Genomic DNA, 26,742 nt, shown 5'->3' on the forward strand with positions numbered 1-26,742 from the left:
ATCAGCCGACGCGGGCAGCGGCGTGGATCGCCGTGCAGATGAGCGCCAGGTCGTCGTCGTCGGTCAGGTAGGGCGGCATGGTGTAGACGAGATCGCGGTGGGGACGCAGCCACACCCCGTGCGCCACGGCGGCGGAGGTGGCGGCGGCGATGTCGACCGGGTGGTCGAGCTGCACCACGCCGATCGCGCCCAGGACGCGGACGTCGCGCACGCCCGGCATGCCGCGCGCCGACTCCAAACCTTCGACAAGCCCGCGTTCCAGGCGTCGCACGTCCCGCCGCCAGTCGCCGTCGAGCAGCAGACCGAGTGAGGCGTTGGCCGCGGCGGCGGCGAGCGGGTTGCCCATGTAGGTCGGGCCGTGCGCGAGGACGGGCACGTCGCCCTCGGCGATGCCCCGGGCCACGGCGGACGTGCACAGCGTCGCGGCCATGGACAGGTAGCCGCCGGTCAGCGCCTTGCCCAGGCACAGCACGTCCGGGCTCACCCCGGCGTGGTCGGCGGCGAACAGCTCCCCGGTGCGGCCGAAGCCGGTGGCGATCTCGTCGAAGACCAGCAGGACGTCGTGCTCGGTGGCCAACTCCCGCAGCGCTCGCAGGTAGCGCGGGTCGTGGAAGCGCATCCCGCCGGCGTTCTGCACGACCGGTTCCACGATGACCGCGGCCAGTTCGTGCGCGTGCCGGCTCAGCAGGTCGTCCAGGTGGGCGACGTAGTTCTCGTCGTAGTCGGCGGGTGGTGCGTCGGCGAACACCTGCGCCGGCAACACTCCCCGCCACAGGTGGTGCATCCCGCCTTCCGGGTCGCACACCGACATGGGTTGCCAGGTGTCCCCGTGGTACCCGCCGCGCCAGGTCAGCAGGCGCCGCTTGCCCGGCTTCCCGCGCGACCGCCAGTACTGCAGGCACATCTTCACCGCCACCTCCACCGACACCGACCCGGAATCGGAGAGGAACACGTGCCGCAGCGGTTCGGGCGTGATGTCCACGAGCGTGCTCGCCAGGCGCACGGCCGGCTCGTGGGTGAGGCCGCCGAACATGACGTGGCTCATCCGGCCGACCTGCGCGCGCACCGCGTCGTCGATGACCGGGTGGCCGTAGCCGTGGATCGCCGCCCACCACGACGCCATCGCGTCGACCAGTTCGACACCCTCCGGCTCGGCCAGTCGCAACCGCACCCCGGAGGCGGACTCCACCAGCAGCGACGGCACGCGCGCCGGCATCGGGCTGTAGGGGTGCCAGACGTGCTCGCGGTCCAGCTCCAGCAGCCGCGCGGTGCTCACGTGTTGGCCGGCAGGTCGGTGCCGGCGCCCCGGCGGCGGATGGCGACCGGCTCCCGGTGCCCGGGCGAGGGCTCCGCCAGGCCTTCCACGGTGAAGCCCGCGTCGGCGATCATCCGCAGGTCGGCCGCACCGTCCTGACCTTCGCTGGTCAGGTAGTCGCCGAGGAACAGCGAGTTCGCCAGGTGCAGCGCGAGCGGCTGCAACGAGCGCAGGTGGATCTCCCGGCCGCCCGCGAGGCGCACCTCGGCGTCGGGGAAGCAGAACCGGAACAGCGCCAGGATGCGCAGGCACCGCTCGGGGGTCAGGTCCCACCGCCCACCCAGCGGGGTGCCGTCGAACGGGATCAGGAAGTTGACCGGCACCGAGTCCGGGCGCAGCTCGCGCAGGGCGTGCGCGAGGTCCACGATGTCGTCGTCGCTCTCGCCCATGCCGAAGATCGCGCCTGAACACGGCGACAACCCGGCGGCGGCGGCCCGGCGCACCGTGTCGACCCGGTCGTCGAAGGTGTGCGTCGTGCAGATCTCGGCGTACCGCTCGCCACTGGTGTTCAGGTTGTGGCTGTAGGCGTACGCGCCCGCCGCCGCCAACCGCTCGGCCTGGCCGTCCGCGAGCAGCCCCAGGCACACGCACACCTCGACACCCGGGTGCTCCGCCTTCACCGCCCCGATCGCCGCCGCGACCCGCGTGACGTCCCGATCACCGGGCCCACGCCCACTGCCGACCAGGCACACCCGCTTCGCCCCGGCCCGCACCGCCCGATCGGCGAGCTCGGCCACCTGGCGCGCCGTGATCCACGAGTACTTCAGCACGTCCGCCTCGGATCCCAGGCGCTGCGAGCAGTAGAAGCAGTCCTCCGGACACAGACCGCTCTTCATGTTGACGATCGTGTTCAACTTCACCCGCCGCCCGAAGAACCGCCGTCGCACCGCGGCCCCCGCCGCGACCACGTCCAGCACCTCGTCCTCGTCGCTCAGGACGCGCAACGCCTCCGCGCGGCTGGGCGGTTCCCCGCGCAGCGCCTTGGTCTTGATCAGGTCGAGCATCCCGGTCGTTCCTCCTCGGTCGGCGTTCTTGGTCGCGCCCACCGTCACCCGGCGTCACCCCGTGCGTCCAATACCGCCGGCCGATCACCTGATCGGCGGCGCTTATGATCGGGAACCGTGGAGTTCCGGAGGCTGCGCTACTTCTCGGTGCTGGCGCGGCGACTGCACTTCGCCCGCGCGGCCGAGGAGCTGCACCTGAGCCAGCCCGCCCTGTCGCAGCAGATCAAGGTCCTGGAACGGGAACTGGGCGTCCGGTTGTTCCACCGCGACCGCAGGGGCGTGTCCCTGACCCCCGCGGGCCTGGCCCTGGTCGAGGAAGCCGAAACCCTGCTGGGCCGCTACGACGCCGTCCGCGACCGCGTCCGCGAGGCGGCCGGGGACAACGGGGGAGTGCTGCGCCTGGCCCACACCCGGTCCGGGGTGGACAACCTCGTCCAAGACCTGGTGGCGCGGTTCCGGGCGCTGCACCCCGACACCACGCTGTCGGTGGTCAGCGGCTGGACGGAGTGGAACGTGCGCCAGGTCCAGGCCAGCGCCGTGGACCTGGCGTTCGTGCGCCTACCGGTGGCCGAGCCCGGCCTGGTCCGCATGCACCTGGCCGACGAGGAGCTGGTGGCGGTCCTGCCCGCGGGCCACCCCTTGTCCCGCACCCGCCGACTCCGTCCCGCCCACCTGCGCGACGAACCCGTGGTCTTCTGGCCTCCCACCCAGGGCCCCGGCTACCACGACGCCGTGATCCGCCGCATCTGGCCCGACGGCCGCCCGAAGATCGTCCGCGAGGACCCGGACGCCGAACACGTCCTGGCGGCGGTGGCGGCGGGCACCGGCCTGACCATCCTGGGCCGGGAACGAGCGGCGCGCCTGCACCCCAAGGGCACCACCCTCCGCCGCTTCACCCACCCCCGCCCCACCGTCGGCCTGTGGGCCACCTGGTCCCGCACCAACCGGTCCCCGTTGCTCGAAGCCTTCGTGGAACTGTGCGAATCCCCCCACGTCACCCCCTGAACGCGCCGGGGGTGTGCCGGTGTCGGACGGCCCTGGCCCACCGGGACCTGACCCGACCGGTTGTCGTTGCCAGGACGACGGATCGGGCGGCGTGGCACAGGACGTAGCGGCGGCGAGCCATCGCGGCCGGGTAGGCGGCCAACCGCGCCATGCAACGGGCGTGGGCCTGTCCGGGCGCGCTTATCAGCATCTTGTGCGAAGGGTTCCGTTCGTCGTACTTGCTGCCGTCCGGGTTTAGCGCGCCTAGCAGTAGGGGAGCCTCCTCGCGTCGCTCCCACGGCACCGACCGCGACTGGCCAACGTCGAAGAACTCGGCGGTGACGACACCGCCCAGCGGCTCAACGAACTTCCGTGCGTTGCCCAACTGCCACCCGAGTGAGGTCTCCGGGTCTTGATTGTCTTCCGTCGAGCACCGCCCGTAGAACGCCACCGGTCCTATGCCGTCCTCGATCGAGTCCACGACCTCGACGCCCATCAGCTCGTCCAGTGCCGTCCACGGGTCGCGGCTGATTTCAGCAGTCACGGTCACCCTCGGAGGTCTGTCCAAGACCTCCACTGTCGTCAGCTCGACCAGTATGGCAAGCAGCATGCGGCTGGTAGCAGCGTTGAGAACGGGAAGCTCCTCCGGCAGCCGCAAGGTGACGTCGTCGCCAGCGCTCATGGAAGCTCACCCTGTTCTGAGCCGATTTCATCAGAACTGGCCCGCTCGACAGCCGCTCTGATGTCCGCCGTGAGGTAGCCCCTGACCCGCCGGACGCTGTCCCCATCCGGCACGTACTGCCGCAGCGGCCGGCAGCCCAGTTCGCTCATCTCCCGGCCGAACCTGGTCGGCTCGACCTCCAGCACCTCCATCAGTTCCGCGGTGGGCACGAACTCGCGCTCGTGCAGCTCGTCACCGAGGTAGTCCACGACCGCTGCCAACGGCTCCGGCAGATCGACCACCCACCCGCCGGCCGACGCCCCACCGAGCACGCTCAGCACAGCGGTTGAATCGACGGGCCGCGCCGCCTGGTCGCCGATGGCGTGACCGGCGAGCGTGCCGGAAGCCTCACGAAGCGCACGCCCACGCTCGCAAATCACCCGCCAGTCCGCGTTCGGCATGTAGTAGGTCCGCACCGTCATGGCGACCATGTCGGCACCGGCGTCCGTCTCACCGTCCGGCCGCAGGATGCCGACGCCTTTGTGGCTGGGAAGCAGAGTTGAAGCGTCGTACCCGCGCGTGTTCATCTGCTCGCCGAGCACGATGTTGGAGTCCCGCCAGTCCATCACCCGCAGCGCGAACCGCGAGCCGAGCACCGACCGCAGCCGCGACGGGATCGTGTTCGAGTCCGGCCGCTGTGTCGCCAGGATGACCACCACACCGGCCGCCGGCCCTTTGCGCACGAGATAGGTCAACAGGTCCGCGATGTACGCGCCGAGCGCGGTCTTCTTACCGCCGACCTGCTCGCGGGTCGGGTTCTCCAGGTACACCTGAACCTCATCGATGATCACGCCGGTGATCGGCATCCCAAGCTCCGCGTCCCGTGAGATCGCCGGGGTGATCTTGGACTCGGGGCACACCTCGTCATCCAGCGTGGCCATCCGCGCGTAGCGTATTTGGACCTCCGCCACGAGCTCGACAAGGTGATCGCGCACAGCCTGCGCGTGTTCGGTCCCATCGCCGCAAACGTACCGGTAGGCGATCTTTTCGGCGGCCTCCCAGTCCTTGCCGCCCTTGCCGTCGAACACGTACAGCCGTGTGTAGGGGTCGAGCACCAACCCGGAGGCGGCGAGCCGCGCCGCGAAGGTCTTGCCCTGTCTGGGAATCGCACCGACCAGCAGCGAAGTCCAGACCAACGGGAGGTCGATGCGGCGGTTCCGCGCGTCACGTCCGAACGGCACCGGCCGCCAAGCGTCCCATCGCTCCACGTCGAGCAGCGGCGTCCGAAGCGGGGGACCGGCGTACGGGTCCTCATCAGCCACCCAGAAGAACACCCGACCCGCATGGCCACCGCGACCACGAACACGCTCAACGATGAGCTGGACCTCATCCACCGCCAGAGCGGACGCCAGCGCATCCCGGTTCTTGATCACGTCCGCTGCCTTGCGCGTGGCCGGCAGGTCCACCGTGACCGCCCAGCCGTCACCAACGCGCGTGGCGCGCTCGACCAGCCGCAGAGTCTCGTCCTTGCCGATCAGCTTCGCGTCCCGAAACGCGTCCACCAACACCTGTGAGTCCATCGTCCACGTCAGTGTGCGCGGGCCTCCGAGCACTGCTTTTCGGCCTGGTGAGCCGTCCTTCCGGCGGCCGGTGATCGCCAATGCCGCCGACGCGACGCCCAACCCCATCCACAGAGCCAGCCCGCCGTAGATCACGTACGCCACGACCAGCGCCGCCGAGACGGCCGCCACCACGACGCCCGTCACCTTCCACCGGAACAGCGTCAGCGCGCGGATCTCGATGAACTTGTCCGCCAACTTCTCGGACTGCTCGGCCGCGTCGCGGTAGTCGTGCACCCGCACCCAGCGCCGCCACGCGCGAAAGGCGACAACGGTTCCACGACCGACCCCGCGGAGGAACGATCCGGGCAGTCGCACCAGCCGTCCGATCGCATCCCCCAAGTAGTAGCGGAACTGCCAACACTTGAAGGCCGTGGGTATGACTCGCGAGCGCTGCCACCCGGCCGTCAATCGGCGGACAAGCTTCGGCCCGTCGGCGACCAATTCGCCGTCATAGACAGGCTCGGTCGGCACCAGGTCGCCACTCACGAGCGACCCCCTTCCTTGGCGAGCGTTGCCGCGAGCCGAGACGACAACCCCCGCGAGCAGCCGGTCACCTGTCGAACCCAAGCGGGAGTAACCGTTACGTCCGCTGTGCGCGCCGCGCGCGCCACTTCGAGGTATTCGGCGAAGGATGTGCGCGGTGTCCGCGGCGCGGCTGGTGCTGAGTCCGCGGGAGCACTTGGAGTTGCCTTCATGACCGCCGCGCCTAGCTTGTCGCGCAGTTCGGTGACCGCCTCAGCGGCCACGAACACGACCAGCGGCGGCACGGAGTGCAGCACCACCAGCGCCGCCGAGCCGGCCGTGAACGCGCTCCACGTGTTCATGACGTACGTGGCCGCGAGCGTGAACCACTTCGCGGCACGCACCCATCCGCCCATCCGAACGCCGTACCGAGCGGTGACCTGCTCGGCCCGGAGGATCGCCAGCAGCACCAGCGACACCATCGGGTCGAGCAGCCACGCCGCACACCACGCCAACGACCACACCGGCGCCCCGGCCGCTGCGAACTGTTGAACGTTCGTCATCGTGAACGCCAGTCCGAGCAGGATCCCGGTCCAGCACAGCCGGTCCACCTGAACCGCTACCCGTTCCACGGACTCGGTCACCGCCGCTCACCTCGCCGTCGGCGCGGCTCGCACGTCGTCAGGGTCAGCGCCCGCGTCAGCGTGTAAGACGCGAAAACCGCAGGCACGACAAGCACCGCCAGGAGTAGCCAACCGTTGGCGCGATAGGTGATAACCACCCACTGAACGATCAAGATCAACACGGCGTTGACCGCCACCCGCCCGGTGAGCGACACCAACCGGGCACTCGTGCGCCGGGCGTTCGCGGCTGCCTTGGCTCGGCGAGCACCCGCTCGCCACACGAACAGCAGCACCAGGAGCACGCCGAGAGCGGCCAAGAGTTGGGTCGGGGTGAAGTTCATGAACGCCCCCTCTCGGCGCGTTCACCACGTTGGAGCCAGTGCCGGTGCAGCTCCCGCCGCTCATCGGCAGGCAGCGCGCCCCACACGCCAACCGTGTCCTCACCGGCGGTGCGCAACTCCAGTTCCAAGCACTCGTCCCGCACCGGGCATCCCGCGCACATCCGCGCGGCCAACTCCCGGTCGGTCAATCCCTCGCCGGCCCACGGTGGTTCGTTCATGAACGCCCACATGCACAGGCCGTCACTGTTCACGGCCTCGGCGAGCACCGGGCTCGGCACCCACCGCAAGCGGTCCAGCCGCCAAGCGATCTCGACCAGGTTCACGGCGTGCCTCCCGGGCGGGGCTCGGCGAGCAGCCGCACCAGGGCGCTTGCCGGGATGACCAGTCGGCCGCCACGGCGGACGGTGCGCAGCGTGCCGAGCCGGATGGCCCGGGAGACCGTGGACGACTCAACCCCGAGCACCCAAGCGGCCTGACGAACGGTGTAGGTGGATGGAGGCATGGAAGTCCTCATGAGAAATGCCCTTCCGGAAATCGAGCTGATGATTTCAGCTCTGAGCTATTGATTTCAGCGCTACGGGAGGCGTGCTCGATCGCGCCCGCCGCGAAACGCGTCGTGTCACATCACGGAACAGCGGGAGGCGGCTAATCTCAGCGCTGAGGCGGAGCGCGGAGGAATACGTGTCGGAAGATTGGGCGGCGGTCGCCAAGGCGATCAACCAGCGCGTCAATGAGCTGGGCTGGCGTCAACGTGAACTCGCGGAGCGGTCGCACGTGTCGCAAGCGATCGTCCGGGAGGTCCAGCACCACACGGTCGAGCGCCGCCGCAGCCCGCGCACCCTGGAATCGCTGTCCACCGCGCTCGGATGGCACCCGCAACACCTTGATGCCGTGCTGCACGGCCGAAGGCCACCGGAAGCCGACGAACCGGTCACGGACCCCGCGGACAGCCTGTGGTCCCGTTTGGACAGTGTTGAACAGCGGCTGAGCGAGATCACCGAACGGCTGGACGACCTCAAGTCGGACCTCTCGACCGTGATCGAACATGTCCGCGAGCGTCGGTAGCGCTGTGGGTTCTACCTGGTGGAACGGAATGAATTCCATGCCGCCAATTCCACTGCGGATTCCTCCGCCGGCCCACGAAAGACCACCGCAAAACCGCAGCAAGACCACCGCAAGTTCGCCGAACATCGCGCTTGGGGGAGTGGCGACACGATGGGCGTGACGAATCGTTGGACCGGGCGGACCGCGTGCGCCCTCCAAGCGGCGTTGCGAATGAGCCAGGAGGGTTTCGCCGAACACTTGGGCATCGCGCCCCGGACCGTCACGTTCTGGCACCAGAAGCCGGACACCCGGCCGAAATCGGACGTGCAACAGCTCCTGGACACGGCGCTCGATCGCGCATCACCGCAGGTCAAGGCCCGGTTCGCCGAGATGACCACACCTGAGCCGCTGGACCTGCCGGAGGGTGCGGCGGCGGATGCCGAGGTCCGGCTGAACTCGGACCCGACCATCGTCGCCGCGCTGGACTGGCTCGATGAGCACGCCCGTTGGGAGCCCGGTAGGGCACGACGTGAGGTCGCCGCGCGGCTCGTCCGCCTGGACGTGCGGGACCTCCACGACCGGGGCGTTCGCCGAGGTCGAGTCAACCAACGTGACACGGCGCGTGCGCTCGCCGACTACTACGGCCACGCCACCGACGGCTACGGCCGCTATTCCGCCCGGTTCGGCACCGGCACTGAAGCCGCCACCACGGTGCTGACGCACCCGGAGTGGCTCGACCTCGACTGCCCGTTGCTCCCGCGTCACGACAAGCTCACCTTGTCCGGCGTAACCCCGGCCGATGATCTAGCGATGGACGAAGAGACCGCCGGGCGCGCCGCTCAGCGGTTGGCCGAAGCGCTGGCACTGGGAAACCGCATGGTCAACATGCCGCTGTTCCGGCTGCTCGACGTGGACGTGCGCAAGAACGCCATCGCCGGAACGGTTGGTGTGACGAGCTTCGTGGGGTACGTGGTGACGATGGACCTGCTGGAGGGTGAGCTGATCGACGCCCTCACGGCCGGTCGGCCCACCACGCCCGGCGCTCTCCCGCTGCGCGACGCCTACCTTCCCAGCCTCTCCGCGGTCCTCGACGTGCCGGAGCGGATGTGCGCAGGCGGAGCGCTCGCCCTGACCGCTATCGCGCGTCCCGCGGACCCGTTCCGTGGCGAAGCGGACTACCTCCTGCTGGTGCAGGAACGCTCTGGCCACGTGATCAACGCCGCGCGTCGCCTGGCGGTGATCCCGAAGGGGTTCCACCAACCGCTGACCGACTTCCGCGCGGATGCGCAGGTGGGCGCGACGCTGCGGCGCGAGATGGAAGAGGAACTCTTCGGGCGCGAGGACATCGACAACACGGTCGGCGAGCAGCGACACGCGGACCCGATGCACCCGAGCCGATTGTCCGAACCGATGCGCTGGCTCATGGGTCAGCCGGGTCGTCTGCGGATGGAATGCACCGGCTTCGGGCTCAACCTGGTGAGCGGCAACTTCGAGTTCGCCAGCCTGATCGTCATCGAGGACGAGGAGTTCTGGACCCGCTACGGCGGACAGGTGCAAGCCAACTGGGAGGCGTCCAGACTTCGCCAGTATTCGAGTCTGGATACTGACCTGTTGGAAGAACTGGTCAACGACGCGGCGTGGAGCAACGAAGGACTGTTCGCGCTCCTGCAAGGACTTCGCCGACTGCGGGAGATCGGCGGAAGCCGGGTCAACCTGCCACCGATCGAATGGGAGACAACGTGACCGCCAACTGGCAAGCCGGGAACGCAGTCGAGGACGGAGCCGACACGCGCGGCTGGTTGGTGGGTCACTTCATCGACCCGTCCCAGGGCGTCCGCTCGCAGAAGGACGTCGAGGTCAAGTGGTTCAACCACCCCGCCGGCGACAAGCGCGTGGAGTGGACGTCCGACGACCAGCGGACGACCCTGGTCATCCTGGTGGACGGCAACTTCCGGGTTGACACCACCGAGGGCAACTCGACGATGAGCCGCCCCGGCGACTACGTCATGTGGGGTCCGGGCGTTGATCACTCGTGGGAGGCGCTGGCGGACTCGACCGTGCTCACGGTTCGCTGGCCGTCACGGACCTAGGTGCTCGACAACCGGCAGCTTCACCCGCTCGCCACCGAGGTCCCGCAGCCTCCGAAGTCCTTGGAGCAACGCGAAGAGCCCTTCGTTGCTCCAAGACTCGCGTGCGGCCAGTTCCGAGACCAACCCACCGTCCAAGCTGGAGTAGAGCTGGAGGCCTGCGGCCTCCCAGTTGGCCTCGACCTGCCCTCCGTAGCGCCGCCAGAACTCATCGTCCTCGATGACGATCAGGCCGGCGAACTCGTAGTTGCCGCTGACCAGGTTCAGGCCGAAACCGGTGCACTCGGTGCGCAAGCGACCAGGCTCCTCCGACAGCCACCGCATCGGTTCCGAGAGGCGTCCGGGGGCCATCGGCAACGCAGCACGCCCTGAATGCGCCGTGGTGTCCAGGTCGCCGCGGCCGAACAGCTCTTCCTCAAGCTCCCTGAGCAGCGTCGCGCCCACCCGTGCGTCAGCGCGGGAGTCCGCCAGCGGCTGGTGGAAGCCCTTCGGGATGACAGCAAGGCGTGCGGTCGCGTTCAGCACGTGCCCGGACCGTTCCTGTACCAAGAGTGCGAAGTCCGGCGCATCACGGAACTGATCACGCGGACGCGCGATCGCGCACAGCGCCAGCACCCCACCCGCACACACCCGCCCCGGCAGGTCGAGTACCGCTCGCAGATCCGGCAGGTACTTGTCCCGCAACGGCAAGCCGCTTCGCCACGTCCCCGTCCCGAGTGCGTCGATGGCTTCCCGCTCCAGCAGGTCCGCGGTCAACGCGTACTCGGCGAACGGGGCCATGCCAACCGTCCCGTCGATCGCGGTCCCGAGGTCGATGCTGAGGAGTCGGTACAGCGGGAGGTTCGCGACGCGCACGCCGAGTGCCGCAGACTCGGCGAGCTGGGTCACGGCCGCCATCGCCTCGACATCACCCAGGGCGGTTCGGGGGAGAGGCGCACCATCGACCAGCGTCAGCCGATCGTGCTCCGGGGTCAGGGGCAACCCGAGGTCCAGCCAACTGCGCCGCGTGAGGATGCTCGTGACGACCTCCGAGCCTCCACATCGGGCCGCATAGAGTCCGTGCGGGCCAGCGCTAGTTCCGTAGTAACCGGCCAGCGCGCTCGTGAGCTGCTTCCGGCCCACCCGTGCCCGCCGCGCTCGGTGGTCGAGCAACGCGCCTTCGCCCAGCTTCGCCAGATGCAGACGAACCTTCGACCGGCTGATCCCAGCCGCCCACCCGACGCGATCGTCCAGCCAGTCGAGCACGACCGCCAGGTCCAACTCAGCGCGCGCAGGCGGCTTGGCGACGACTTCGCCGGCGGCCTCGGAAGGGTCACGGAGCAACTCCTCGACGCTGACGCCGAAGATCCGCTCCAGCAGCCGCGCCGTGACCGGTTGGACCCTGCCGAGCGGTTCGCCCGGCCGCCGGCGGCCGGCAACCAGCCGTTGCAGGTGCCGGACACCGATCGTCCCTGGTTCGCCGTGCTCGCGCGCGAACTGCTCGGCGTACTCGGCGAACTCCTCCAGAGTCAGCCGCCGCTCCCAGATCCGCTGCTCAAGCACCGTGCGGAACGTCCGCATCCCGGTCACCTCCTGCCCGCGCAACGCGCGTGCTCCCAAGTCGTCAGCGGGTCGTGTCCAGGTCGTTCCGCTGATCAGGCGCTGATGAGATCGTGATTTCAGTCTGGCACGACACGCACACGTGAGGTCGCCGGACCGTCCGGCGGCGCTGGCCTCCGCGCCGCCTCAAGCGCCGCCGGACCCTCTCGCCCCCCACACGGAACGGCAGGTGCATCGGCATGAGCGCGCAGGCGTCGCAGCCTCTGTGCATGTGCGGCCCCGTCACCATCGTGGTTCTTCTGCTCCTGATCGCGATTGCGTTGGTCTATGGCGAAGTCGCCGCACGCCTCGCGGTCCGCCACCAGTTTCCGGACCGAGCACGTCACCACGCACTCGGCTTCGATAAGCCGTGCTCTTCGGCTGTGGGCGAGGGCGGGCGTGCCGAGCAGTGCCGAGACGGTTCGTCATGACTGGGCTGATCATCGCCACCAGCCTCGCGTGTGCCGCGATCTGGACATGGATCATCGGTGATGCGTTCGACTGGTGGGGGAGATGGAGCTACAGACGGCGGCATCGTCCCAATTAAACAGTTCGCGACCTCTCTCGGCTTTCGGTGATGGGCGGATGGCAATGGATTTGGGTTACGTGCTGCGGTTGTCCGCCGAAGATTGGCAAGTGCACGCCTTCTCACCTGATCAGGGCGAAGGGCCGGAGTGGCTGGCTGTGTGTGGCCTCCGTTGCCCGTTGGAAACTCTGGAAGACGTTTTCGACATGACTCCGACCCATGACGTCTGCCTACTTCGGTTCGGAAACATGATCAACCTGAAGATCACGGCGCTCCGCAAAGCAGGAAAGCTCGTTGGCGAGTTGTGAGCGCCTCCCCAGTACCCGCGTGGAATGATGATGGCGCTATGCGGCCATGCCTGGGACGTTTGTAACGCTGAGCCCTCGAACGAGGGAAGGCTTCGCGAGTCAGGCGTGAACGCAGACCATTCTTAGCGCCCAAGTCCAACGGTCGGTCGGATTCATACATGAACATGTTCGTTGATGAACTACAGCGCCGCCGCGAACTGGGGGCGCTGCTATTGCATGCACGGCTGGCAGCAGATCTGACCGGTCGTGAAGCAGCAAGGCGCGCATTGATCAGCCAGTCCAAGGTGTCAAAGACGGAGAACGGACGCCTGATCAAGGTCGTAGACATCTTCAGGTTAGCCGTCGTCTATGACGTGACTCCCGAATGCTGTCACAGCATGGTTGCTCTAGCACTCATGATCGCGCGCGACGTCGAGGAGCGGCGCGCGCTGCCCAGGCCGCTGCGCGAATTTCCCAGGTGATGTCAGGCACGACGGTGTCCCGTCCCATCTGACGTCTGCCGTGTCATCCCTGATCTAGTACCTGGCGGGACGGAATAGGACAGGCTCACCCGCAGGTGTCCCAAGCCCAAGCCGGCGTCATTTACGCAGGTCAGCGGCTTATAGCGGATGTCCCAAGTGCCTGTCCCGCTTACCTACGTCCCATGGATAAGCGGGACATGTGGAAGGACGCACTCTCGCTCGTCCAGCGGGCGAGTGGCGTGTCCCCCGGTCGAGTGCGTGAAGTGGTGGGCCTGGCCCGCGGCGACACCGACAGGCCCGGAACAGCGTCTCCTGTCGGGTCCACCTGTCGATAGAGGTGTAACCGGTGTAGCTCGGGTTCTCCAGGATTGATCGGACTGTGCGCGGTGGCGGACCGATCGGGGCCTGTAAAGGAAGGCTGGTCGGCCCGCTGCCAGTAGGAGTGGGCGTGAGCGGCTTGTCAGCCACAGATGGCGGTGTTCACCTCATTCTGACGCGAGTGCGTCCGATGACGGTGCCGTTGTAGTAGCTGCAGGTGTTGCTGGTTTCGCAGACGGGGGTGGCGGTGCCGACCAGAGCTTGCTCAAGGTTGCTGTCGTACGCGAGACCGACCATCTCGTGGGGCAGAGGGCCGACGTAGGTGAAGGTGAGGTCGGCGGTGGTCTCTGCGACTTTGGTGTCGGTCGCGTCGTACCAGTGGATCGTCCACTGGGGAATGTTGATCGAGACTTCGGAAGGGGGCCCGGTGGCGGTTGACCTCGACGTGCTCACCTATGCCGAAGCCCAAATGTTGCTGAAGCGGCGGCTTGGCGCGGCACCCGCCACCGCCGAGCCGGAGGCTGTCGCTGAATTGGTCCGGTTCTGACGGGGCTTCCGCTGGCGCTGGGCATCCTCGCTAGCCGCGCCCACGTCCGCCGGCACGTGCCTCTGGCGAACTCTCCGCCGTACTGCGCGAACTGCGGGGTGGGTCGGCGCGACGCAAGCATTGGCGCTGCCGTCACCGGTCGCCGCACCGGCGGCGAAATTCACCTGCACATTGTCGTGAGCGCTTTCGCAGGTCGCCGCGAAGGTATCTCCATCAGTGGCGGCTTGAGCAGCATCGGCCACACCGCCCGTGACGTCGCCCCCGGTCTGGACATCAAGCTCTTCACTCTTGCCCGCGATACGAGGGTTCCTCTGGTTCGTCGGGTGGCATGGCGGTCGTGGTCATGCTCCCCTTCCCACCGGTCGCAGGTGGCCGATTCAGGAGACCACGATCCTCAAGCGGGGTGCGTGCCGATTGATCAAAGGTTGCAAGGACAGCCGATCGTGAACTTGCGACACGGAGCTGTCGCGCGGCCGGTGACGCCGCAATCGCGGCGACGTGACGGCGGCGTGGACTGCGGACAGGCACCTTGTAGTCGCAAGCACTCCACCGGTGAAAAGTATGCGTGACCGAGCTTGTCACCCGATCGGTGAAGGTGACCAGATGATGGGCGCCGTTGACATCGATCCGGGCTGCCCGGTCCGATGGATCGGGCTCTTCGGGAGGGTGGCGACGTGCGGATCGAGCAGCTTGAGTACATCCAGGCGGTCACCCGGCTCGGCTCGCTGCGCCGCGTCGCGGAGGAGCTGCACCTGTCGCAGCCCGCGTTGAGCGAGACGGTGCGCAACCTGGAGCGCGAGCTGGGCGTCAACATCCTGAACCGCACGCGGTCCGGCGCACGGATCAGCGACGAGGGCCGCGAGCTGCTGCCCTACATCGCCGGGGTGCTCGAAGCCGTGGACCAGCTCCGCCGGGCCGCCGACGACCAGCACCACAGCAACCGGGTGCTGCGCGTGGGCACGGTCAACGCGGCGACCGTCGGGCTGGTGATCCCCACCATCCGGGAGTTCCGCGAGACCCACCCGGCGACCCGCGTCGAGGTGGTGGACGCGCGTGAGGCGGAGATCCACCGGTCGCTGCGGGAGGGCAGCCTGGACATCGGGTTGGTGAACTACCTGCGCGGCGACGACCCGCCGCCGGACTTCGACACGACCGAGCTGCTGCGCGGGCAGCCGGTGGTGTGCCTGCGGGCGGACAGCCCGCTGGCCGCCCGGCCCGCGGTCGAGGTGTCCGACCTGGTCCGCGAGCCGCTGATCGTGATGCGGTCCGGGTACGTCATGCACCGGTACCTGCATCGGCTGCTCGACGGGCGCACACCTTCGTTCTCGTGCTCCACCGATGGCGCCGAGATGGGCAAGCTGATGGTGGCGGAGGGGTTGGGCGTCACCGTGCTGCCGGACTTCAGCGTCGTCGGAGACCCGCTCGAACGCGCCGGGACCATCACCTGGCGCCCGCTGGCGTCCCGTCAGGTGGACGTCATGCTGGTCGCGCAGCGCCGCCGGTCGGACTCGACCACGCGGCCCGCACGCGAGCTGCACCAGCTTTTCGTCAAGCGTGCCATGCAGTTCGGGGAGCGCGCGGCATGAGTTCGACGCGCCCGCGGCGGTGGAAGGGAAACCCTATCGCCCCCTCGGCGATGGCGAATGGACCGATCACGGCGAGCGTGCCTAGACTTTTTCCCATGTCGACCGATCGCTGGGACCTCACCCGGCGGCGGCACGTGGATTTCGTGCGAATCGCCGGCCAGGGTTGTCCGCGCTGATCAGCGTTGATCCGGCCGCCCCCTTTCTACCCCTTTCCCGGGAGTTTTCGCCGTGTCCACAGAAAGCCGCACGGAAATCAATCAAGAGCCGCTGAAGTTCGCCTACTGGGTGCCGAACGTCAGCGGCGGCCTCGTGACGAGCACGATCGAGCAGCGCACCGACTGGACCTACGACTACAACCGCAGGCTCGCGGTCCTCGCCGAGGACAACGGGTTCGAGTACGCCCTGTCCCAGGTGCGGTACATGGCCAGCTACGGCGCCGCGTACCAGCAGGAGTCCACCAGCTTCAGCCTCGCCTTGCTGCTGGCCACCCAGCGGCTCAAGGTGATCGCCGCCGTCCACCCCGGGCTGTGGCACCCCGCGGTGCTGGCGAAGCTGATCGCCACCGCCGACCACCTCTCCGGCGGCCGCGCCGCGGTCAACGTGGTGAGCGGGTGGTTCAAGGGCGAGTTCACCGCCCTGGGCGAGCCCTGGTTGGAACACGACGAACGGTACCGCCGGTCCGAGGAGTTCATCCGGGTCCTGCGCGCGAGTTGGACCGAGGACGACGCGCAGTTCGCGGGCGACTTCTACCGGCTGCGCGGGTACGACCTCAAACCGAAGCCGCCGACCGCGCCGGGCCGGCCGCACCCGGAGATCTTCCAGGGCGGCAACTCGACGGCGGCCCGCGCCATGGCGGGCCGGGTCTCGGACTGGTACTTCAGCAACGGCAAGGACTTCGAGGGGATCAGCGAGCAGATCGCCGAGGTCGACCACACCGCGTCGCGGCACGGGCGGACCGTCCGGTTCGGGCTCAACGCCTTCCTCATCGCCCGCGACACCGAGGCGGAGGCGCGCGACACGCTCCGCGAGATCGTGGCGAAGGCCGATGTCGAGGCCGTGCACGGTTTCCGCGACGCGGTCCGGCAGGCGGGCGGCTCCGCGCCGGACCGGAAGGGCATGTGGGCGGACTCGGGCTTCGAGGACCTCGTGCAGTACAACGACGGGTTCCGCAGCAAGCTCATCGGCACCCCCGAGCAGATCGCGCACCGGATCGTCGAGTACAAGCGGCGCGGGGTGAACCTGCTGCTGCTCGGTTTCCTGCACTACCTGGAAGAGGTCGAGTACTTCGGCCGCCACGTGCTGCCCATCGTCCGCGAGCTGGAGGCCGACCTGGCCACCGGCACCGGCACCCCGGAACCCGTGGGAGTGACCCGATGACCACCACCGAGAACACCACCGACTGGGCCGGGAAACCCGCGCCCGCGGACTCCGCCGGCTGGGTCGCGCGGGCGGCCGAGGTCGCCGCGATCCTGGCCTCCGACGCCGTCGAGCGCGACCGCGCGGGCAAGACCCCGCACGCCGAGGTCCGACTGCTCAAGGACGCCGGGCTGGTGACGCTGCTCGGCCCGGCCGAGCACGGCGGCGGCGGGCAGGACTGGACCACCGCCTACCGGGTGATCCGCGAGGTCGCGAGCGGCGACGGCTCGATCGGGCAGCTCATCGGCTACCACTACCTGTGGGCGTGGGCGGCGCGGCTGGTCGGCACGCCGGAGCAGATCGCGGCCGTGGAGGAGCAGGCGACCCGCGAGCGCTGGTTCTACGGCGGCGCGGTGAACCCGAGGGACGACGACCTCGTCATCACCGAGGACGGCGACGAGCTGGTGTTCAACGGCCGCAAGTCCTTCTCCACCGGCGGCAAGGTCTCCGACGTCACCGTGCTGGAGGGCGTCCTGGCGGGGACGGACAAGCACATCTTCGCGATCGTCCCGTCCGCGCAGGAGGGGATCGTCTTCAACGACGACTGGGACAACCTCGGCCAGCGGCTCACCGAGAGCGGCAGCGTCGAAGTCCGCGGCGTGCGGGTGCCGTGGGCGCAAGCCGCGGGATACGTCGACAAGGAGTTCCGGCCCAGGACCTACAACACGCTCAACGTGCCGCTCATCCAGTTGGTGTTCACCAACTTCTACCTCGGCATCGCCCGCGGAGCGCTGAGCACGGCGACCGCGTACACCCGCGACCGGACCCGGCCGTGGCCCTACGGCGGCGACAACAAGGGTTCCGCGACCGAAGAGTTCTACATCCTCGACACCTACGGCGACCTCCAGGCGAAGCTGTGGGCCGCGGAAGCCCTCGCGGAGCGGGCCGCCGAGGCGATCGAGCGGATCAACGCGCACGCCGACGCGGTCACCCCGGAGGAACGCGGCCACGCGGCCGTGCTCATCGCGGCGGCCAAGCAACGGGCCGTCGACACCGGCCTGGAGATCGGCACGAAGGTCTTCGAGGTGACCGGGGCCAGGGCGAGCGCGAACTCCGTCGGCCTGGACATCTTCTGGCGCAACATCCGCACGCACAGCCTGCACGACCCGGTGGCGTACAAGCGGGTGGAGGTCGGGCGGTACGCGCTGCTCGGCGAACTGCCCGAGCCCACCTGGTACACCTGATCGCCCGCCGGGCCTCGGCCCCCGTCACCACACCGGAGGACGCCATGACCGGACTGGTCGACTCACCACGCGCGGCCGCGGTGCTGCGTGACGGGGCCGAGGCGCTGGCGGCGGCCGACCGGCTCGCCGCCCGGTTCGCCGAACGCGCCGCCGAGCGCGACGCCCACCGACTGCTGCCGACCGGGGAGTTGGCCGAGCTGTCGGCGAGCGGCCTGCTCGGCATCACCGTGCCGCGCGAGCACGGCGGCGCGGACGTCGGCACGGCCGTCGTCGCGGAGGTGTTCCGGCGGCTCGCGACCGCCGACCCGAACATCGCCCAGATCCCGCAGAGCCACATCGTGTACGTGAACGTGCTGCGGCACCAGGGCACGCCGGAGCAGCGGCGGTTCTTCTTCGCCGAGGTGCTGGCGGGCAGGCGGTTCGGCAACGCGCAGTCCGAGGCGGGCACCAGGCACGTCCAGGAGCACCGGACGCGGCTGCTTCCCCACCCTGATGGCGGGTTCGTGCTCGACGGGCTCAAGCACTACTCGACGGGGGCGTTGTTCGCCCACTGGATCCCGGTGCTGGCCAGGGACGCCGACGACCGGGTCGTGGTCGCCTACGTGCCGGCCGACGCGCCGGGGCTGACCGTGGTGGACGACTGGGACGGCATGGGGCAGCGCACCACCGCAAGCGGTTCAGTGCGCCTGGACGGTGTGCGGGTGCCCGCCGAGCGAGTCGTGCCGCACCACTTGACGTTCACCGGCCCGCAGCTCTACGGCGCCCAGGCGCAGATCCTGCACGCCGCCATCGACGTGGGCATCGCGCGTGGCGCGCTGACCGAGGCGGCGGAGTTTGTCCGAACCAGGAGCAGGCCGTGGTTCGAGGCCGGCGTCGAACGGGCCGAGGACGACCCGCTGACCGTGCAGCGGTTCGGCGAGCTGGAGATCTCGGTGCGCGCGGCGGAGGCGCTGCTCGCGGAGGCCGGCCGGGCCGTCGACGACGCGGCCGCGCGGCTCGCCGACGGCGGACCGGAGGCCTCGCCGGCCGAGCAGGCGGCCTCGGCGTCCATCGCCGTCGCGACCGCGAAGGCGTTCGCCGACCGGACGGCCGTCGACGTGACGAGCGCGCTGTTCGAGGTGTCGGGTACCCGGTCCGCGCTGGACCAGCTCAACCTGCACCGCCACTGGCGCAACGCGCGCACCCACACGTTGCACGACCCGGTGCGCTGGAAGGTCCAGCACATCGGCCGCTACGCGTTGACCGGGGCGCCGCCGCCCAGGCACGGCCTGATCTGACCGGAGGCCCGACTTGTCCTCGATCCTCGTCCTGTCCGGCAGCCCGTCGGCCACCTCGCGCACCGCGGCGCTGGCCGAGCACGTCGCCGCCCGGTTGCGAGTGGACGGCCACACGGCCGCCACCGTCCGGGTGCGTGACCTGCCGGCCCGCCCGCTGCTGCACGCGGACGCCGCCGACCCCGCCATCGCCGCCGTCGTGTCGGCCGTCGCCGAGGCCGACGGGGTCGTGGTGGCGTCCCCGGTGTACAAGGCCGCCTACAGCGGGCTGCTCAAGCTGCTGCTCGACCTGCTGCCGCAGTTCGCGTTGAAGGGCAAGGTGGTGCTGCCGCTCGTGACCGGCGGCAGCAACGCCCATGTGCTCGCGATCGACTACGCGTTGCGGCCGGTGCTGTCCTCGCTGGGTGCGGACCACGTCGTGCCGGGCTGGTTCGTGCTGGACCGGCACATCGACGCGCCGGACGGCGACGTGCGGCTGCACCCCGACACCGCAGGCCCGTTCTACCCGGTGGTCGACGCGTTCTCCGCCGCCGTGCGCACCCGTTCGCTCGTGCCCGCACCCTGACCCGGAAGGTCGTCATGACCCTGACGTTCCACTGGTTCCTGCCGACGTACGGGGACAGCCGCTACCTCGTCGGCGGTGGCCACGGCACCGACATCACCGCGGCGAGCGGTGACCGGCCGGCCACCATCTCCTACCTCGCCGAGATCGCCCGCGCCGCCGAGCAGCTGGGCTTCGTCGGCGCGCTCACCCCCACCGGAGCGTGGTGCGAGGACGCCTGGCTCACCACCGCGATGGTGGCGCGCGAGTCGGAACACCTCAAGTTCCTGGTGGCGTTCCGGCCCGGCCTGGTCTCTCCCACGCTGGCGGCGCAGATGGCGGCCACGTTCCAGCGGCACTCCGGGGGCAGGCTGCTGCTCAACGTGGTGACCGGCGGCGAGGACCACGAGCAGCGGGCGTACGGCGACCACCTCGGCAAGGACGAGCGCTACGAGCGCACCGACGAGTTCCTGACGGTGACGCGCGCGTTGTGGCGCGGCGAACGCGTCACCCTGAACGGCAAGCACGTCCAGGTGGTCGACGCGGCCTTGTCACGGGTGCCCGACCCGGTGCCGGACATCTACTTCGGCGGATCCTCCTCCGCCGCCGTCCGGGTCGCCGCCCGCCAGGTCGACGTGTACCTGACCTGGGGCGAGCCGCCGGCGCAGGTGGCGGAGAAGATCGCCTGGGTGCGGGCCGAGGCGGCGACCGGCCGCGCTCCCCGGTTCGGCATCCGGCTGCACGTGATCAGCCGCGACACCTCCGAGCAGGCGTGGGCCGAGGCCGACAGACTGCTGGCCGCGCTGGACCCGCGGGTCATCGCCTCGGTGCAGGACGGCCTGGCGCGCAGCGGGTCGGTCGGCCAGCGGCGGATGCGCGAACTGCACGGCGGGCGCACCGACCGGCTGGAGGTGTCGCCCAACCTCTGGGCAGGCGTCGGCCTGGTCCGGGGCGGTGCGGGCACCGCCCTGGTGGGCAGCCATGCCGAGGTGGCGGAGCGGATCGAGGAGTACCACGCGCTGGGCATCGACGAGTTCGTGCTGTCCGGCCACCCGCACCTGGAGGAGGCCTACTGGTTCGGCGAGGGCGTGCTGCCACTTCTGCGAGCCAAGGGCTTGTGGAACCACCCGGCCGCACCGCCGGAGACGGCACCGACCGGCATACCGTTCGCGCCTTCCCGGTGACCCCGGGGTCAGCCAGCTGCCCAGGTGCAAGGCATGCCCGACCCTGATGATCAACTGCTTTTCTTGAAAGTAGATGGTCGGCGGCGTCGCTGCGATGCGCGGGCTTCGGTGGTGGTGGCAGCGGTAGCCGGGGTGCCCGTGCGCCCACCAGGACTCCATCCGCCGCCGCAAGTTGGACCCGTACTTTCTCCACCTGGGTCTCACACACGCCGTCGATCCGGCGAGGTGGCGGGGTGGTATCTGCCTGACACGGCGGAGCTGGCTCAGGATGGTGCTGTCGTCGTCGGCGTGCATGGCCGTGACGATGGTTCGATTTCGTTGTGATGGGCGGCTGCGCGAGGGGCCGTGGACGACGTCGGTTGGACGGCGGTCACCGCGCAACCCGCGGGCCTGACCGGTGCAGCTGGCATGCGTCTTGCGTCGCAACTTCCAGTGCCTGGGGCACCTCTGCGCGCTGATCGCAGTGTGCGGGCGCGGGCGCTGCCGGCGGCCGGGTGGCACAGTGGGGATCGGCGCGTTCGGCGGCCCGTCGCCGATCAGCGTGGTGCATGTGCATCAAGCGTCAACATAGGCGGCCATACCTGAGCGGTTGCTGCAAAGAGCGTAGTGCGCCCAGTTGGTTCAGTTGTTGGCCGACTGGTTCACCCGATGTCAGTGGCTTGGCAGACCGCAGGAGGCGCTGTCCCAGTTGGCCCTATTATTGCGGATTGTACCGTGCGACCCCGTCTGGCCTCATGTTACGCAGTTAACCCAGGTGGATGACAACTGCTCATATGGCTAGTGCCCATCAGTGTGAACCACGGTTGGAAGATTGACGCTCGTCACATCCCACGAGTAATATTGTTATACATGTATACGTGCCTGTGTACGCCTAGGGGGGATTTTTGTGTCCAAAGCGTGGAATGCAGACTCGTCGGCCTCTTTTGCGCGCAGGTGGGGCAAGTCGTCCCACGAACTCGGGCAGACGTCGGGCAATGGCTCATGTCCCGACATATGGGAACTCGACAACGGTGATGTGGCGGTCATCGGGCGGGACCTGACCAGCGCCTACCACGCGAGGCTGCCGGAAGGTGTGAGCATCGACCCGGGTGAGAGCCTCGTGGTGATCCCCCGGAAGACCATCTTGGCAGCGAAGGCGGACATTCCCGATGCATGAGCTGGTCCATTCGGTCCATCACGAGTTGTTGCCACTGGACGAGTACTGGCCCGATTTCGAGCGGAATTTCTGGCGTACCGGAACCCCGGGGTTTTGGAAGCTCGAACGGCAACAGCACTTCCAGGAACCCGGGTACGACAGTTGGGAAGCGTTCGCCCGGGGTGACTGGAGCGAGTCGCTCCGTCTGTTGGAGGAAGGGCGCGGTGACCTGGCCGCCGAGCAACGGAGAATGGCCGAGGCGGGCTTCACCGCGCGACGCGTGCGCGTCGTCGAAGAACCGATCTCACCCTACCTGCAGTGGGAGTTGCACGTGCTGCGGCTGAGGGACGAGTGTGGTGGCCCGGTGCGGGTGGTGCCGGTAGAACGTGTCGCCCGGTACGAGGCCGCCGAGCCGCTGCCGGAGATCTACACCCTGGGTACCGAGTTGATGTACGAGGCGGTGTACGACGAGCGCGGGATACTCCAGGCCGCGCGTCGCTACACAGATCGTGCGGTGATCATGCGGTGCCAACGCTTCATCTCCGAGCTGTACGCGTCTGCCGAACCGATCGCGAGCTACTTCGAGCGTCGTGTCGCCGGGCTGCCGGCACCGGAGGGCCAGTTGTTGCCCTGACGAAGAGGAGCGTTGGTGGGTACGCAACTGCCGGATGACGCGGACGGCATCGGCGCAGCCGACAACCGGGTGGGCACCTACGGCAGTGTCGGGGACGTGATCCAGGCGCGTGACGTGCACGGCGGGGTGCACCTTCATCGTGCGGCGGATGCGTTCAGTGTCGTACCGCGGCAGTTGCCCAGGCATGTGCGTGGTTTCGTGAACCGACGCAGCGAGTTGGCCCGGCTCGCGGAGGTCCTGGCGACTCACGACGACTCCCCTGGTGTCATCGTGATCACCGGAACCGCTGGTGTTGGCAAGACTTCGCTGGCGCTTCGTTGGGCACATGCCCTGCAGCAGCGGTTCCCCGATGGGCAGTTGTACGTCAACCTCCGCGGCTACGACCCTGATCCACCGGTCGGTCCGGAAGAGGTTTTGGGGCGTTTCCTACGTGCGTTCGGTGTTCCGTCGCGGGCGGTACCCCGGGACATGGACGACCGATCGGCGCTCTACCGTTCGATCGTCGCGAACAAGCAGGTGTTGGTGTTGCTGGACAACGCGGCGACTACGCGCCAGGTCCGCCCCCTGTTGCCGGGTGCGCCGCTCAGTCTGGTCGTGGTCACGAGTCGCAGCCGGTTGTCAGGGCTGATCGCCCGGGAGGGGGCGGCCCGGCTGCAGGTCGATCTGTTGGACGACGACAGTGCGGTGTCATTGCTGCGTGCTGCGACCTCGTCGCAGCGCCGCGGTGACGAGCCCGCCGACCTGGTGGAGTTGGCGCGGCTGTGCGCACGGTTGCCTCTTGCGTTGCGGATCGCGGCGGAGCGGGCCGCGAGTCGACCGTTGGAGCCGTTGACCGCGCTCATGGCCGACCTGCGTGACGAATCCGGCCTGTGGGAAGCACTCACGCCCGAGGCCGACGACGAGGCGGACGCGGTGCGTGCCGTGTTCGCCTGGTCCTACCGCGCGTTGCCGTCCAGGACGGCGGCGGTGTTCCGGTTGGTCGGGCTGCATCCGGGTGACGAGTTCGGAGTGCCCGCGGCCGCGGCGTTGGCTGGTGCCGACATCGTCCGGACCCGCCAGGACCTCGATGCCCTGGTCGGTGCGCAACTGCTGGAGCACAGCGCGCCTCGGAGGTACCGGTTCCACGATCTGCTCCGGGCCTACGCGATAGACCAGGGCCGTAGCCTTGAGGAGGCCGGGGCCGGAGAGAAGGCTGTGCGTCGCATGGTGTCGTGGTACCTCCACACCGCCGACGAGGCACAGAGACTCATCGCGCCGCATGACCGGTTCGTGCTACCGGGGCCGCCACCGCCGGACACGGCACCGTTGTCCTTCACCGACTACGACGCCGCCTTGCTGTGGTATCGGACCGAGGCATCCAACCTGGTGGCGACGGTCCGTCTGGCGGCACGTCTAGGGCTGCACGACCAGGTGTGGCAGATGGCGGCTGTGCTGCGCGCGGTATACATGCACCAGAACGCGTTCGACGACTGGCTCACGGTGGCGGAGCTCGGTGCAGTGTCGGCGGTCGAGGCTGGTGATGTCGCCGCGGAAGCCGAGGCTCAGGACACGCTGGGCAAGCTGCACTTCCAGGCGATGAGGCTGGACCGGGCCGAACAGCACCACCTGCGAGCGTTGGCGCTCCGTCGTCAGCTCGGTGACCGCGTGGGCGAGATGGTGTCGGTCAACGCGCTCGGTCTGCTCGGGTTGAGGCACCGTCGGCTCGACGCCGCGCGCGCCGATTTCGCCCTTGCTGCCGACATCGCGACGGAACTGCGGGATGAGCGTTGGGAAGCGCTGGCCCGGAGCAACCTCGCCGAGGCGCTCACCGACGGCGGCGAGTACGAGTCCGCGAGCGACCTTCTCGGGCAACTGTTGGAAACCTTCCGTAGGCTCAAGGACCGGGCCGGTGAGGGCAACGCGTTGAACACGCTGTCCAGGGCGTTGCGGCAGGCCGGCAGGATCGCTGAAGCGCGTACCGCGATCGACGCCGCCCTGGAGATCGCCGTCGTCGACGACAACCAGGTGTGGCGTGCCCATTGGTTGACCGAACTCGGCCACGTCCAGCTGGCCGAAGATCGAGCACCGGACTCTTTGGAAGCGTTCCAGCAGGCTGCCGTCATCCATCGGCAGTTGGGTGATCGCAGCAGGGAAGCGCTCGCGATCGACGGTTCCGGGCGCGCCTACCAGGCGCTGGAACGACGTGAGGAGGCCGTCGGGTTCCACCGGATCGCCGCATCGGTGCACCGTGGTCTCGGTGATAGGTGGAACCTCGCGAACGCCCTGGCCCATCTCGTCATCGCCCTGACGGACCTGGGACGTCTTGAGGAGGCGGACCAGGCCCGGCTTGAGGCTGCGAACGCGTTGGCGCAGTTCGACGACCCAGTCGCGATCGAACTGCGCGACCGGCTCATCCGGACGTCGTGAACGGTTCCGATTCGACGATCCACAAGGCACCGTCGCCGCATTCGACACGTGGACCGGCGGCGGGGGTGAGGCTGGTCCGGATCAGTCTCACCCAGGTGCCTTCGACCATCGCGAGAGGTGCCGACCTGCTGCCCATGAACCTGAACACCCGGACCTGGTCGTGGATCTGCCGTGCGGGTCGCGTCCAGTCGACGTGGGAGAACTCCGGTTCCAACAGCCCGGCGTAGCGGGTCGCCGCGCCGGCCTGGGGTGTGCCGGCCTCGCCGCGGACGACCTTGTCCAACGCGGTGCGCAGAAGGCTGCCGATGACCGGCATCAGCCGTTCTCGCAGGCGTTCGGGGGTGATGTCGTCGTCGAGCGGAATGCCTGTCTGCTGGGCGAGCACGGGGCCGGTGTCCACTCCTTCGTCGATGCGGTGGATCGTCACGCCGATGGTGGGATCGCCGTTGCGGATCGCCCAGAGCACCGGTGCCGGCCCCCGGTAGTCCGGCAGGGCGGAGGTGTGGATGTTGATCGCTCCGAGGTGCGGAGCACCGAACACCTCCGGCGGGAGTATCCAGTTGAAGCCGTAGACCACCAGCAGGTCAGCCTCGGCGGCGACCAGGGCCCTTCCTACGCCAGTCGCATCTGCGGGCAGCGTCATGTCGACCGAACCGGGCAGGTGGGTGAGTACCTCCTGCACGGATTCGGCGGTTTCAGGGTCGGCCCTGCGCCGGGGCCGCATGGATCGGGACATGACGTAGGCGACCGGAGTGTGACCGGCTGCTTCGACCGTCTCGTGCAGGTACGAGAATTCCTCGACCCCCATGGAAGCCAGCACCACACGCATAGAGGTTCCTTCCGCAGTAGAGCCTGTTCATGCCACGGCACCCGTACAGACGGAAGGCAGACAAACGAGCAGGTCAAGCGTCGACACGTCTGTAGAAGTGCTTGTTGGTCCGCCGACGATACGCGCGCGAATCCAGTCCAGCTTCGCAACACTGCCGGGGTCCTCGATAGCTTTTGCCGATATTCACCCGGGTGTTCCGAATCTCGTGAGGTGATCGCTGCCGTACACCTCCACTCCTGCCGCTGAGGTCGATCGGGGAGCCGGTCCAGTGTCGGAGCCGAACACGACTTCCAGCACGGGCGCGTCGGGGCCCTGCTCGTCGAACGCCCGCCCGGGCGCCATGCCGCCGGTGATCAGTGTGCGGTCGCCCTGGAGCACGAACTGCGGGAAGGTCACCCGGCCCGGCTGCAGCGGACCGCCTCCGAGAGTCGCGTCTCGGAGTGCAGCGGGGCGCGGTTCCTCGCGGGTGGGTAGGTGGCGCGGGGTGGGTTGTGGCGTCGCGTGGAGTGGTGCGGTGGGCCGGGATGGTAGGGGAAGAGGAGCCCGGTGCGCTTCAAAGTGGCTTCATGAGGGTTCGAAGGGGGACAGAAGTCGGGCTCAGCACACTCGCAGCGGTTGCGGCTGGTGGGGCATCTGGCTGCGTGTTGTGTGGGGGGCGAGTGTGAGAGTTCG

At 68.8% G+C, this 26,742-nt stretch carries 27 protein-coding genes; 16 read left to right on the top strand and 11 right to left on the bottom strand.

Going from position 1 to position 26,742, the window contains the following annotated elements; all coding sequences use genetic code 11:
* Nucleotide 1: 1 nt before the first annotated feature.
* Entirely contained in the window at nt 2-1,276 is a 1,275-nt protein-coding gene (locus AB0A74_RS05330; RefSeq protein WP_358247642.1) for an adenosylmethionine--8-amino-7-oxononanoate transaminase, read from the bottom strand.
* A complete protein-coding gene (bioB, locus tag AB0A74_RS05335; protein ID WP_358247643.1) occupies nt 1,273-2,367 on the bottom strand; it encodes a biotin synthase BioB in 1,095 nt (364 codons plus the stop codon). Before bioB ends, AB0A74_RS05330 begins: the two co-directional genes overlap by 4 nt.
* Nucleotides 2,368-2,436: 69 nt before the next feature.
* Here bioB and AB0A74_RS05340 point away from each other — a divergent pair, with 69 nt between their 5' ends.
* On the top strand, nt 2,437-3,324 hold the full coding sequence (locus AB0A74_RS05340; protein ID WP_358247644.1) for a LysR family transcriptional regulator: 888 nt from the start codon (nt 2,437-2,439) through the stop codon (nt 3,322-3,324).
* Here AB0A74_RS05340 and AB0A74_RS05345 read toward each other — a convergent pair.
* Genes AB0A74_RS05345 through AB0A74_RS05370 form a run of 6 tightly spaced genes read right to left on the bottom strand, consistent with a single transcriptional unit; the run spans nt 3,314 to nt 7,514 of the window.
* Nucleotides 3,314-3,985 (bottom strand): hypothetical protein, encoded by a 672-nt coding sequence (locus tag AB0A74_RS05345; protein WP_358247645.1) that lies wholly within the window; start codon nt 3,983-3,985, stop codon nt 3,314-3,316. The two genes, AB0A74_RS05340 and AB0A74_RS05345, sit on opposite strands and share 11 nt — an antisense overlap.
* Entirely contained in the window at nt 3,982-6,072 is a 2,091-nt protein-coding gene (locus AB0A74_RS05350; protein WP_358247646.1) for a cell division protein FtsK, read from the bottom strand. Before AB0A74_RS05350 ends, AB0A74_RS05345 begins: the two co-directional genes overlap by 4 nt.
* Nucleotides 6,069-6,692 (bottom strand): hypothetical protein, encoded by a 624-nt coding sequence (locus AB0A74_RS05355; protein ID WP_358247647.1) that lies wholly within the window; start codon nt 6,690-6,692, stop codon nt 6,069-6,071. Before AB0A74_RS05355 ends, AB0A74_RS05350 begins: the two co-directional genes overlap by 4 nt.
* Nucleotides 6,689-7,012 (bottom strand): hypothetical protein, encoded by a 324-nt coding sequence (locus AB0A74_RS05360; RefSeq protein WP_358247648.1) that lies wholly within the window; start codon nt 7,010-7,012, stop codon nt 6,689-6,691. Before AB0A74_RS05360 ends, AB0A74_RS05355 begins: the two co-directional genes overlap by 4 nt.
* A complete protein-coding gene (locus tag AB0A74_RS05365; protein ID WP_358247649.1) occupies nt 7,009-7,335 on the bottom strand; it encodes a WhiB family transcriptional regulator in 327 nt (108 codons plus the stop codon). Before AB0A74_RS05365 ends, AB0A74_RS05360 begins: the two co-directional genes overlap by 4 nt.
* Nucleotides 7,332-7,514, bottom strand: a complete 183-nt coding sequence (locus AB0A74_RS05370; RefSeq protein ID WP_358247650.1) for a helix-turn-helix domain-containing protein — start codon at nt 7,512-7,514, stop codon at nt 7,332-7,334. Before AB0A74_RS05370 ends, AB0A74_RS05365 begins: the two co-directional genes overlap by 4 nt.
* A gap of 179 nt (nt 7,515-7,693) precedes the next feature.
* On the opposite strand from AB0A74_RS05370, the gene AB0A74_RS05375 reads away from it, so the two are divergent.
* The 3 genes from AB0A74_RS05375 (at nt 7,694) to AB0A74_RS05385 (ending at nt 10,146) form a co-directional block, all read left to right on the top strand.
* On the top strand, nt 7,694-8,077 hold the full coding sequence (locus AB0A74_RS05375; RefSeq protein WP_358247651.1) for a helix-turn-helix transcriptional regulator: 384 nt from the start codon (nt 7,694-7,696) through the stop codon (nt 8,075-8,077).
* A 150-nt stretch (nt 8,078-8,227) separates the two neighbouring features.
* Nucleotides 8,228-9,799 carry a transcriptional regulator gene (locus tag AB0A74_RS05380; protein ID WP_358247684.1) on the top strand — a complete coding sequence of 524 codons (1,572 nt, stop codon included), beginning with the start codon at nt 8,228-8,230 and terminating at the stop codon, nt 9,797-9,799.
* Nucleotides 9,796-10,146: a signal peptidase I gene (locus tag AB0A74_RS05385; RefSeq protein ID WP_358247652.1), complete on the top strand. Its 351-nt coding sequence runs from the start codon at nt 9,796-9,798 to the stop codon at nt 10,144-10,146. Before AB0A74_RS05380 ends, AB0A74_RS05385 begins: the two co-directional genes overlap by 4 nt.
* Here the strand turns inward: AB0A74_RS05385 and AB0A74_RS05390 are convergent.
* Nucleotides 10,135-11,703 carry a transcriptional regulator gene (locus tag AB0A74_RS05390; protein ID WP_358247653.1) on the bottom strand — a complete coding sequence of 523 codons (1,569 nt, stop codon included), beginning with the start codon at nt 11,701-11,703 and terminating at the stop codon, nt 10,135-10,137. The two genes, AB0A74_RS05385 and AB0A74_RS05390, sit on opposite strands and share 12 nt — an antisense overlap.
* Nucleotides 11,704-11,921: 218 nt before the next feature.
* Between AB0A74_RS05390 and AB0A74_RS05395 the strand changes: the two genes are divergently transcribed.
* The 3 genes from AB0A74_RS05395 to AB0A74_RS05405 all read left to right on the top strand — a co-directional run bounded on the left by AB0A74_RS05395 (nt 11,922) and on the right by AB0A74_RS05405 (nt 13,016).
* Entirely contained in the window at nt 11,922-12,152 is a 231-nt protein-coding gene (locus tag AB0A74_RS05395; protein WP_358247654.1) for a hypothetical protein, read from the top strand.
* 82 nt (nt 12,153-12,234) lie between these two features.
* The gene (locus tag AB0A74_RS05400) at nt 12,235-12,555 is read left to right on the top strand and encodes a hypothetical protein (RefSeq protein WP_358247655.1); all 321 of its coding nucleotides are present in this window, start codon (nt 12,235-12,237) and stop codon (nt 12,553-12,555) included.
* A 158-nt stretch (nt 12,556-12,713) separates the two neighbouring features.
* A complete protein-coding gene (locus AB0A74_RS05405; RefSeq protein WP_358247656.1) occupies nt 12,714-13,016 on the top strand; it encodes a helix-turn-helix domain-containing protein in 303 nt (100 codons plus the stop codon).
* A gap of 480 nt (nt 13,017-13,496) precedes the next feature.
* On the opposite strand, the gene AB0A74_RS05410 is transcribed toward AB0A74_RS05405, so the two are convergent.
* Nucleotides 13,497-13,787, bottom strand: a complete 291-nt coding sequence (locus tag AB0A74_RS05410) for a hypothetical protein (RefSeq protein ID WP_358247657.1) — start codon at nt 13,785-13,787, stop codon at nt 13,497-13,499.
* A 768-nt stretch (nt 13,788-14,555) separates the two neighbouring features.
* Here AB0A74_RS05410 and AB0A74_RS05415 point away from each other — a divergent pair.
* The 9 genes from AB0A74_RS05415 (at nt 14,556) to AB0A74_RS05455 (ending at nt 25,241) form a co-directional block, all read left to right on the top strand.
* Nucleotides 14,556-15,467: a LysR family transcriptional regulator gene (locus AB0A74_RS05415; RefSeq protein WP_358247658.1), complete on the top strand. Its 912-nt coding sequence runs from the start codon at nt 14,556-14,558 to the stop codon at nt 15,465-15,467.
* A gap of 228 nt (nt 15,468-15,695) precedes the next feature.
* Nucleotides 15,696-16,844 (top strand): dimethylsulfone monooxygenase SfnG, encoded by a 1,149-nt coding sequence (gene sfnG / locus AB0A74_RS05420; RefSeq protein ID WP_358247659.1) that lies wholly within the window; start codon nt 15,696-15,698, stop codon nt 16,842-16,844.
* Nucleotides 16,841-18,067: an acyl-CoA dehydrogenase family protein gene (locus tag AB0A74_RS05425; RefSeq protein ID WP_358247660.1), complete on the top strand. Its 1,227-nt coding sequence runs from the start codon at nt 16,841-16,843 to the stop codon at nt 18,065-18,067. Before sfnG ends, AB0A74_RS05425 begins: the two co-directional genes overlap by 4 nt.
* A gap of 44 nt (nt 18,068-18,111) precedes the next feature.
* Nucleotides 18,112-19,344: an SfnB family sulfur acquisition oxidoreductase gene (locus AB0A74_RS05430; RefSeq protein ID WP_358247661.1), complete on the top strand. Its 1,233-nt coding sequence runs from the start codon at nt 18,112-18,114 to the stop codon at nt 19,342-19,344.
* Between the two features lie 13 nt (nt 19,345-19,357).
* Nucleotides 19,358-19,906: an NADPH-dependent FMN reductase gene (gene ssuE, locus AB0A74_RS05435; RefSeq protein ID WP_358247662.1), complete on the top strand. Its 549-nt coding sequence runs from the start codon at nt 19,358-19,360 to the stop codon at nt 19,904-19,906.
* 14 nt (nt 19,907-19,920) lie between these two features.
* Nucleotides 19,921-21,066 carry an LLM class flavin-dependent oxidoreductase gene (locus AB0A74_RS05440; protein ID WP_358247663.1) on the top strand — a complete coding sequence of 382 codons (1,146 nt, stop codon included), beginning with the start codon at nt 19,921-19,923 and terminating at the stop codon, nt 21,064-21,066.
* 886 nt (nt 21,067-21,952) lie between these two features.
* Nucleotides 21,953-22,222 carry a hypothetical protein gene (locus AB0A74_RS05445; protein ID WP_358247664.1) on the top strand — a complete coding sequence of 90 codons (270 nt, stop codon included), beginning with the start codon at nt 21,953-21,955 and terminating at the stop codon, nt 22,220-22,222.
* Complete coding sequence (locus AB0A74_RS05450; protein WP_358247665.1) at nt 22,215-22,835, top strand: DUF6879 family protein; 621 nt, start codon at nt 22,215-22,217, stop codon at nt 22,833-22,835. The genes AB0A74_RS05445 and AB0A74_RS05450 overlap by 8 nt, the downstream gene beginning before the upstream one ends.
* A gap of 15 nt (nt 22,836-22,850) precedes the next feature.
* Nucleotides 22,851-25,241, top strand: coding sequence for a tetratricopeptide repeat protein (locus tag AB0A74_RS05455; protein WP_358247666.1), 2,391 nt, complete (start codon nt 22,851-22,853; stop codon nt 25,239-25,241).
* Here AB0A74_RS05455 and AB0A74_RS05460 read toward each other — a convergent pair.
* Entirely contained in the window at nt 25,225-26,070 is an 846-nt protein-coding gene (locus tag AB0A74_RS05460; RefSeq protein ID WP_358247667.1) for a formyltransferase family protein, read from the bottom strand. The genes AB0A74_RS05455 and AB0A74_RS05460 overlap by 17 nt on opposite strands.
* Nucleotides 26,071-26,742: the final 672 nt, after the last annotated feature.

The organism is Saccharothrix sp. NPDC042600 (genome assembly GCF_040647305.1).
GTDB classification, from domain to species: domain Bacteria; phylum Actinomycetota; class Actinomycetes; order Mycobacteriales; family Pseudonocardiaceae; genus Actinosynnema; species Actinosynnema mutabilis.

What these genes read in the sequence shown, in the direction of transcription:
- AB0A74_RS05345 (WP_358247645.1), bottom strand. Translation starts at nt 3,985, where the DNA reads ATGAGCGCTGGCGACGACGTCACCTTGCGGCTGCCGGAGGAGCTTCCC.
- AB0A74_RS05360 (WP_358247648.1), bottom strand. Translation starts at nt 7,012, where the DNA reads ATGAACTTCACCCCGACCCAACTCTTGGCCGCTCTCGGCGTGCTCCTG.
- AB0A74_RS05370 (WP_358247650.1), bottom strand. Translation starts at nt 7,514, where the DNA reads ATGCCTCCATCCACCTACACCGTTCGTCAGGCCGCTTGGGTGCTCGGG.
- AB0A74_RS05380 (WP_358247684.1), top strand. Translation starts at nt 8,228, where the DNA reads ATGGGCGTGACGAATCGTTGGACCGGGCGGACCGCGTGCGCCCTCCAA.
- AB0A74_RS05390 (WP_358247653.1), bottom strand. Translation starts at nt 11,703, where the DNA reads ATGCGGACGTTCCGCACGGTGCTTGAGCAGCGGATCTGGGAGCGGCGG.
- AB0A74_RS05395 (WP_358247654.1), top strand. Translation starts at nt 11,922, where the DNA reads ATGAGCGCGCAGGCGTCGCAGCCTCTGTGCATGTGCGGCCCCGTCACC.
- AB0A74_RS05400 (WP_358247655.1), top strand. Translation starts at nt 12,235, where the DNA reads ATGGAGCTACAGACGGCGGCATCGTCCCAATTAAACAGTTCGCGACCT.
- AB0A74_RS05405 (WP_358247656.1), top strand. Translation starts at nt 12,714, where the DNA reads ATGAACATGTTCGTTGATGAACTACAGCGCCGCCGCGAACTGGGGGCG.
- AB0A74_RS05425 (WP_358247660.1), top strand. Translation starts at nt 16,841, where the DNA reads ATGACCACCACCGAGAACACCACCGACTGGGCCGGGAAACCCGCGCCC.
- AB0A74_RS05430 (WP_358247661.1), top strand. Translation starts at nt 18,112, where the DNA reads ATGACCGGACTGGTCGACTCACCACGCGCGGCCGCGGTGCTGCGTGAC.
- AB0A74_RS05440 (WP_358247663.1), top strand. Translation starts at nt 19,921, where the DNA reads ATGACCCTGACGTTCCACTGGTTCCTGCCGACGTACGGGGACAGCCGC.
- AB0A74_RS05450 (WP_358247665.1), top strand. Translation starts at nt 22,215, where the DNA reads ATGCATGAGCTGGTCCATTCGGTCCATCACGAGTTGTTGCCACTGGAC.
- AB0A74_RS05460 (WP_358247667.1), bottom strand. Translation starts at nt 26,070, where the DNA reads ATGCGTGTGGTGCTGGCTTCCATGGGGGTCGAGGAATTCTCGTACCTG.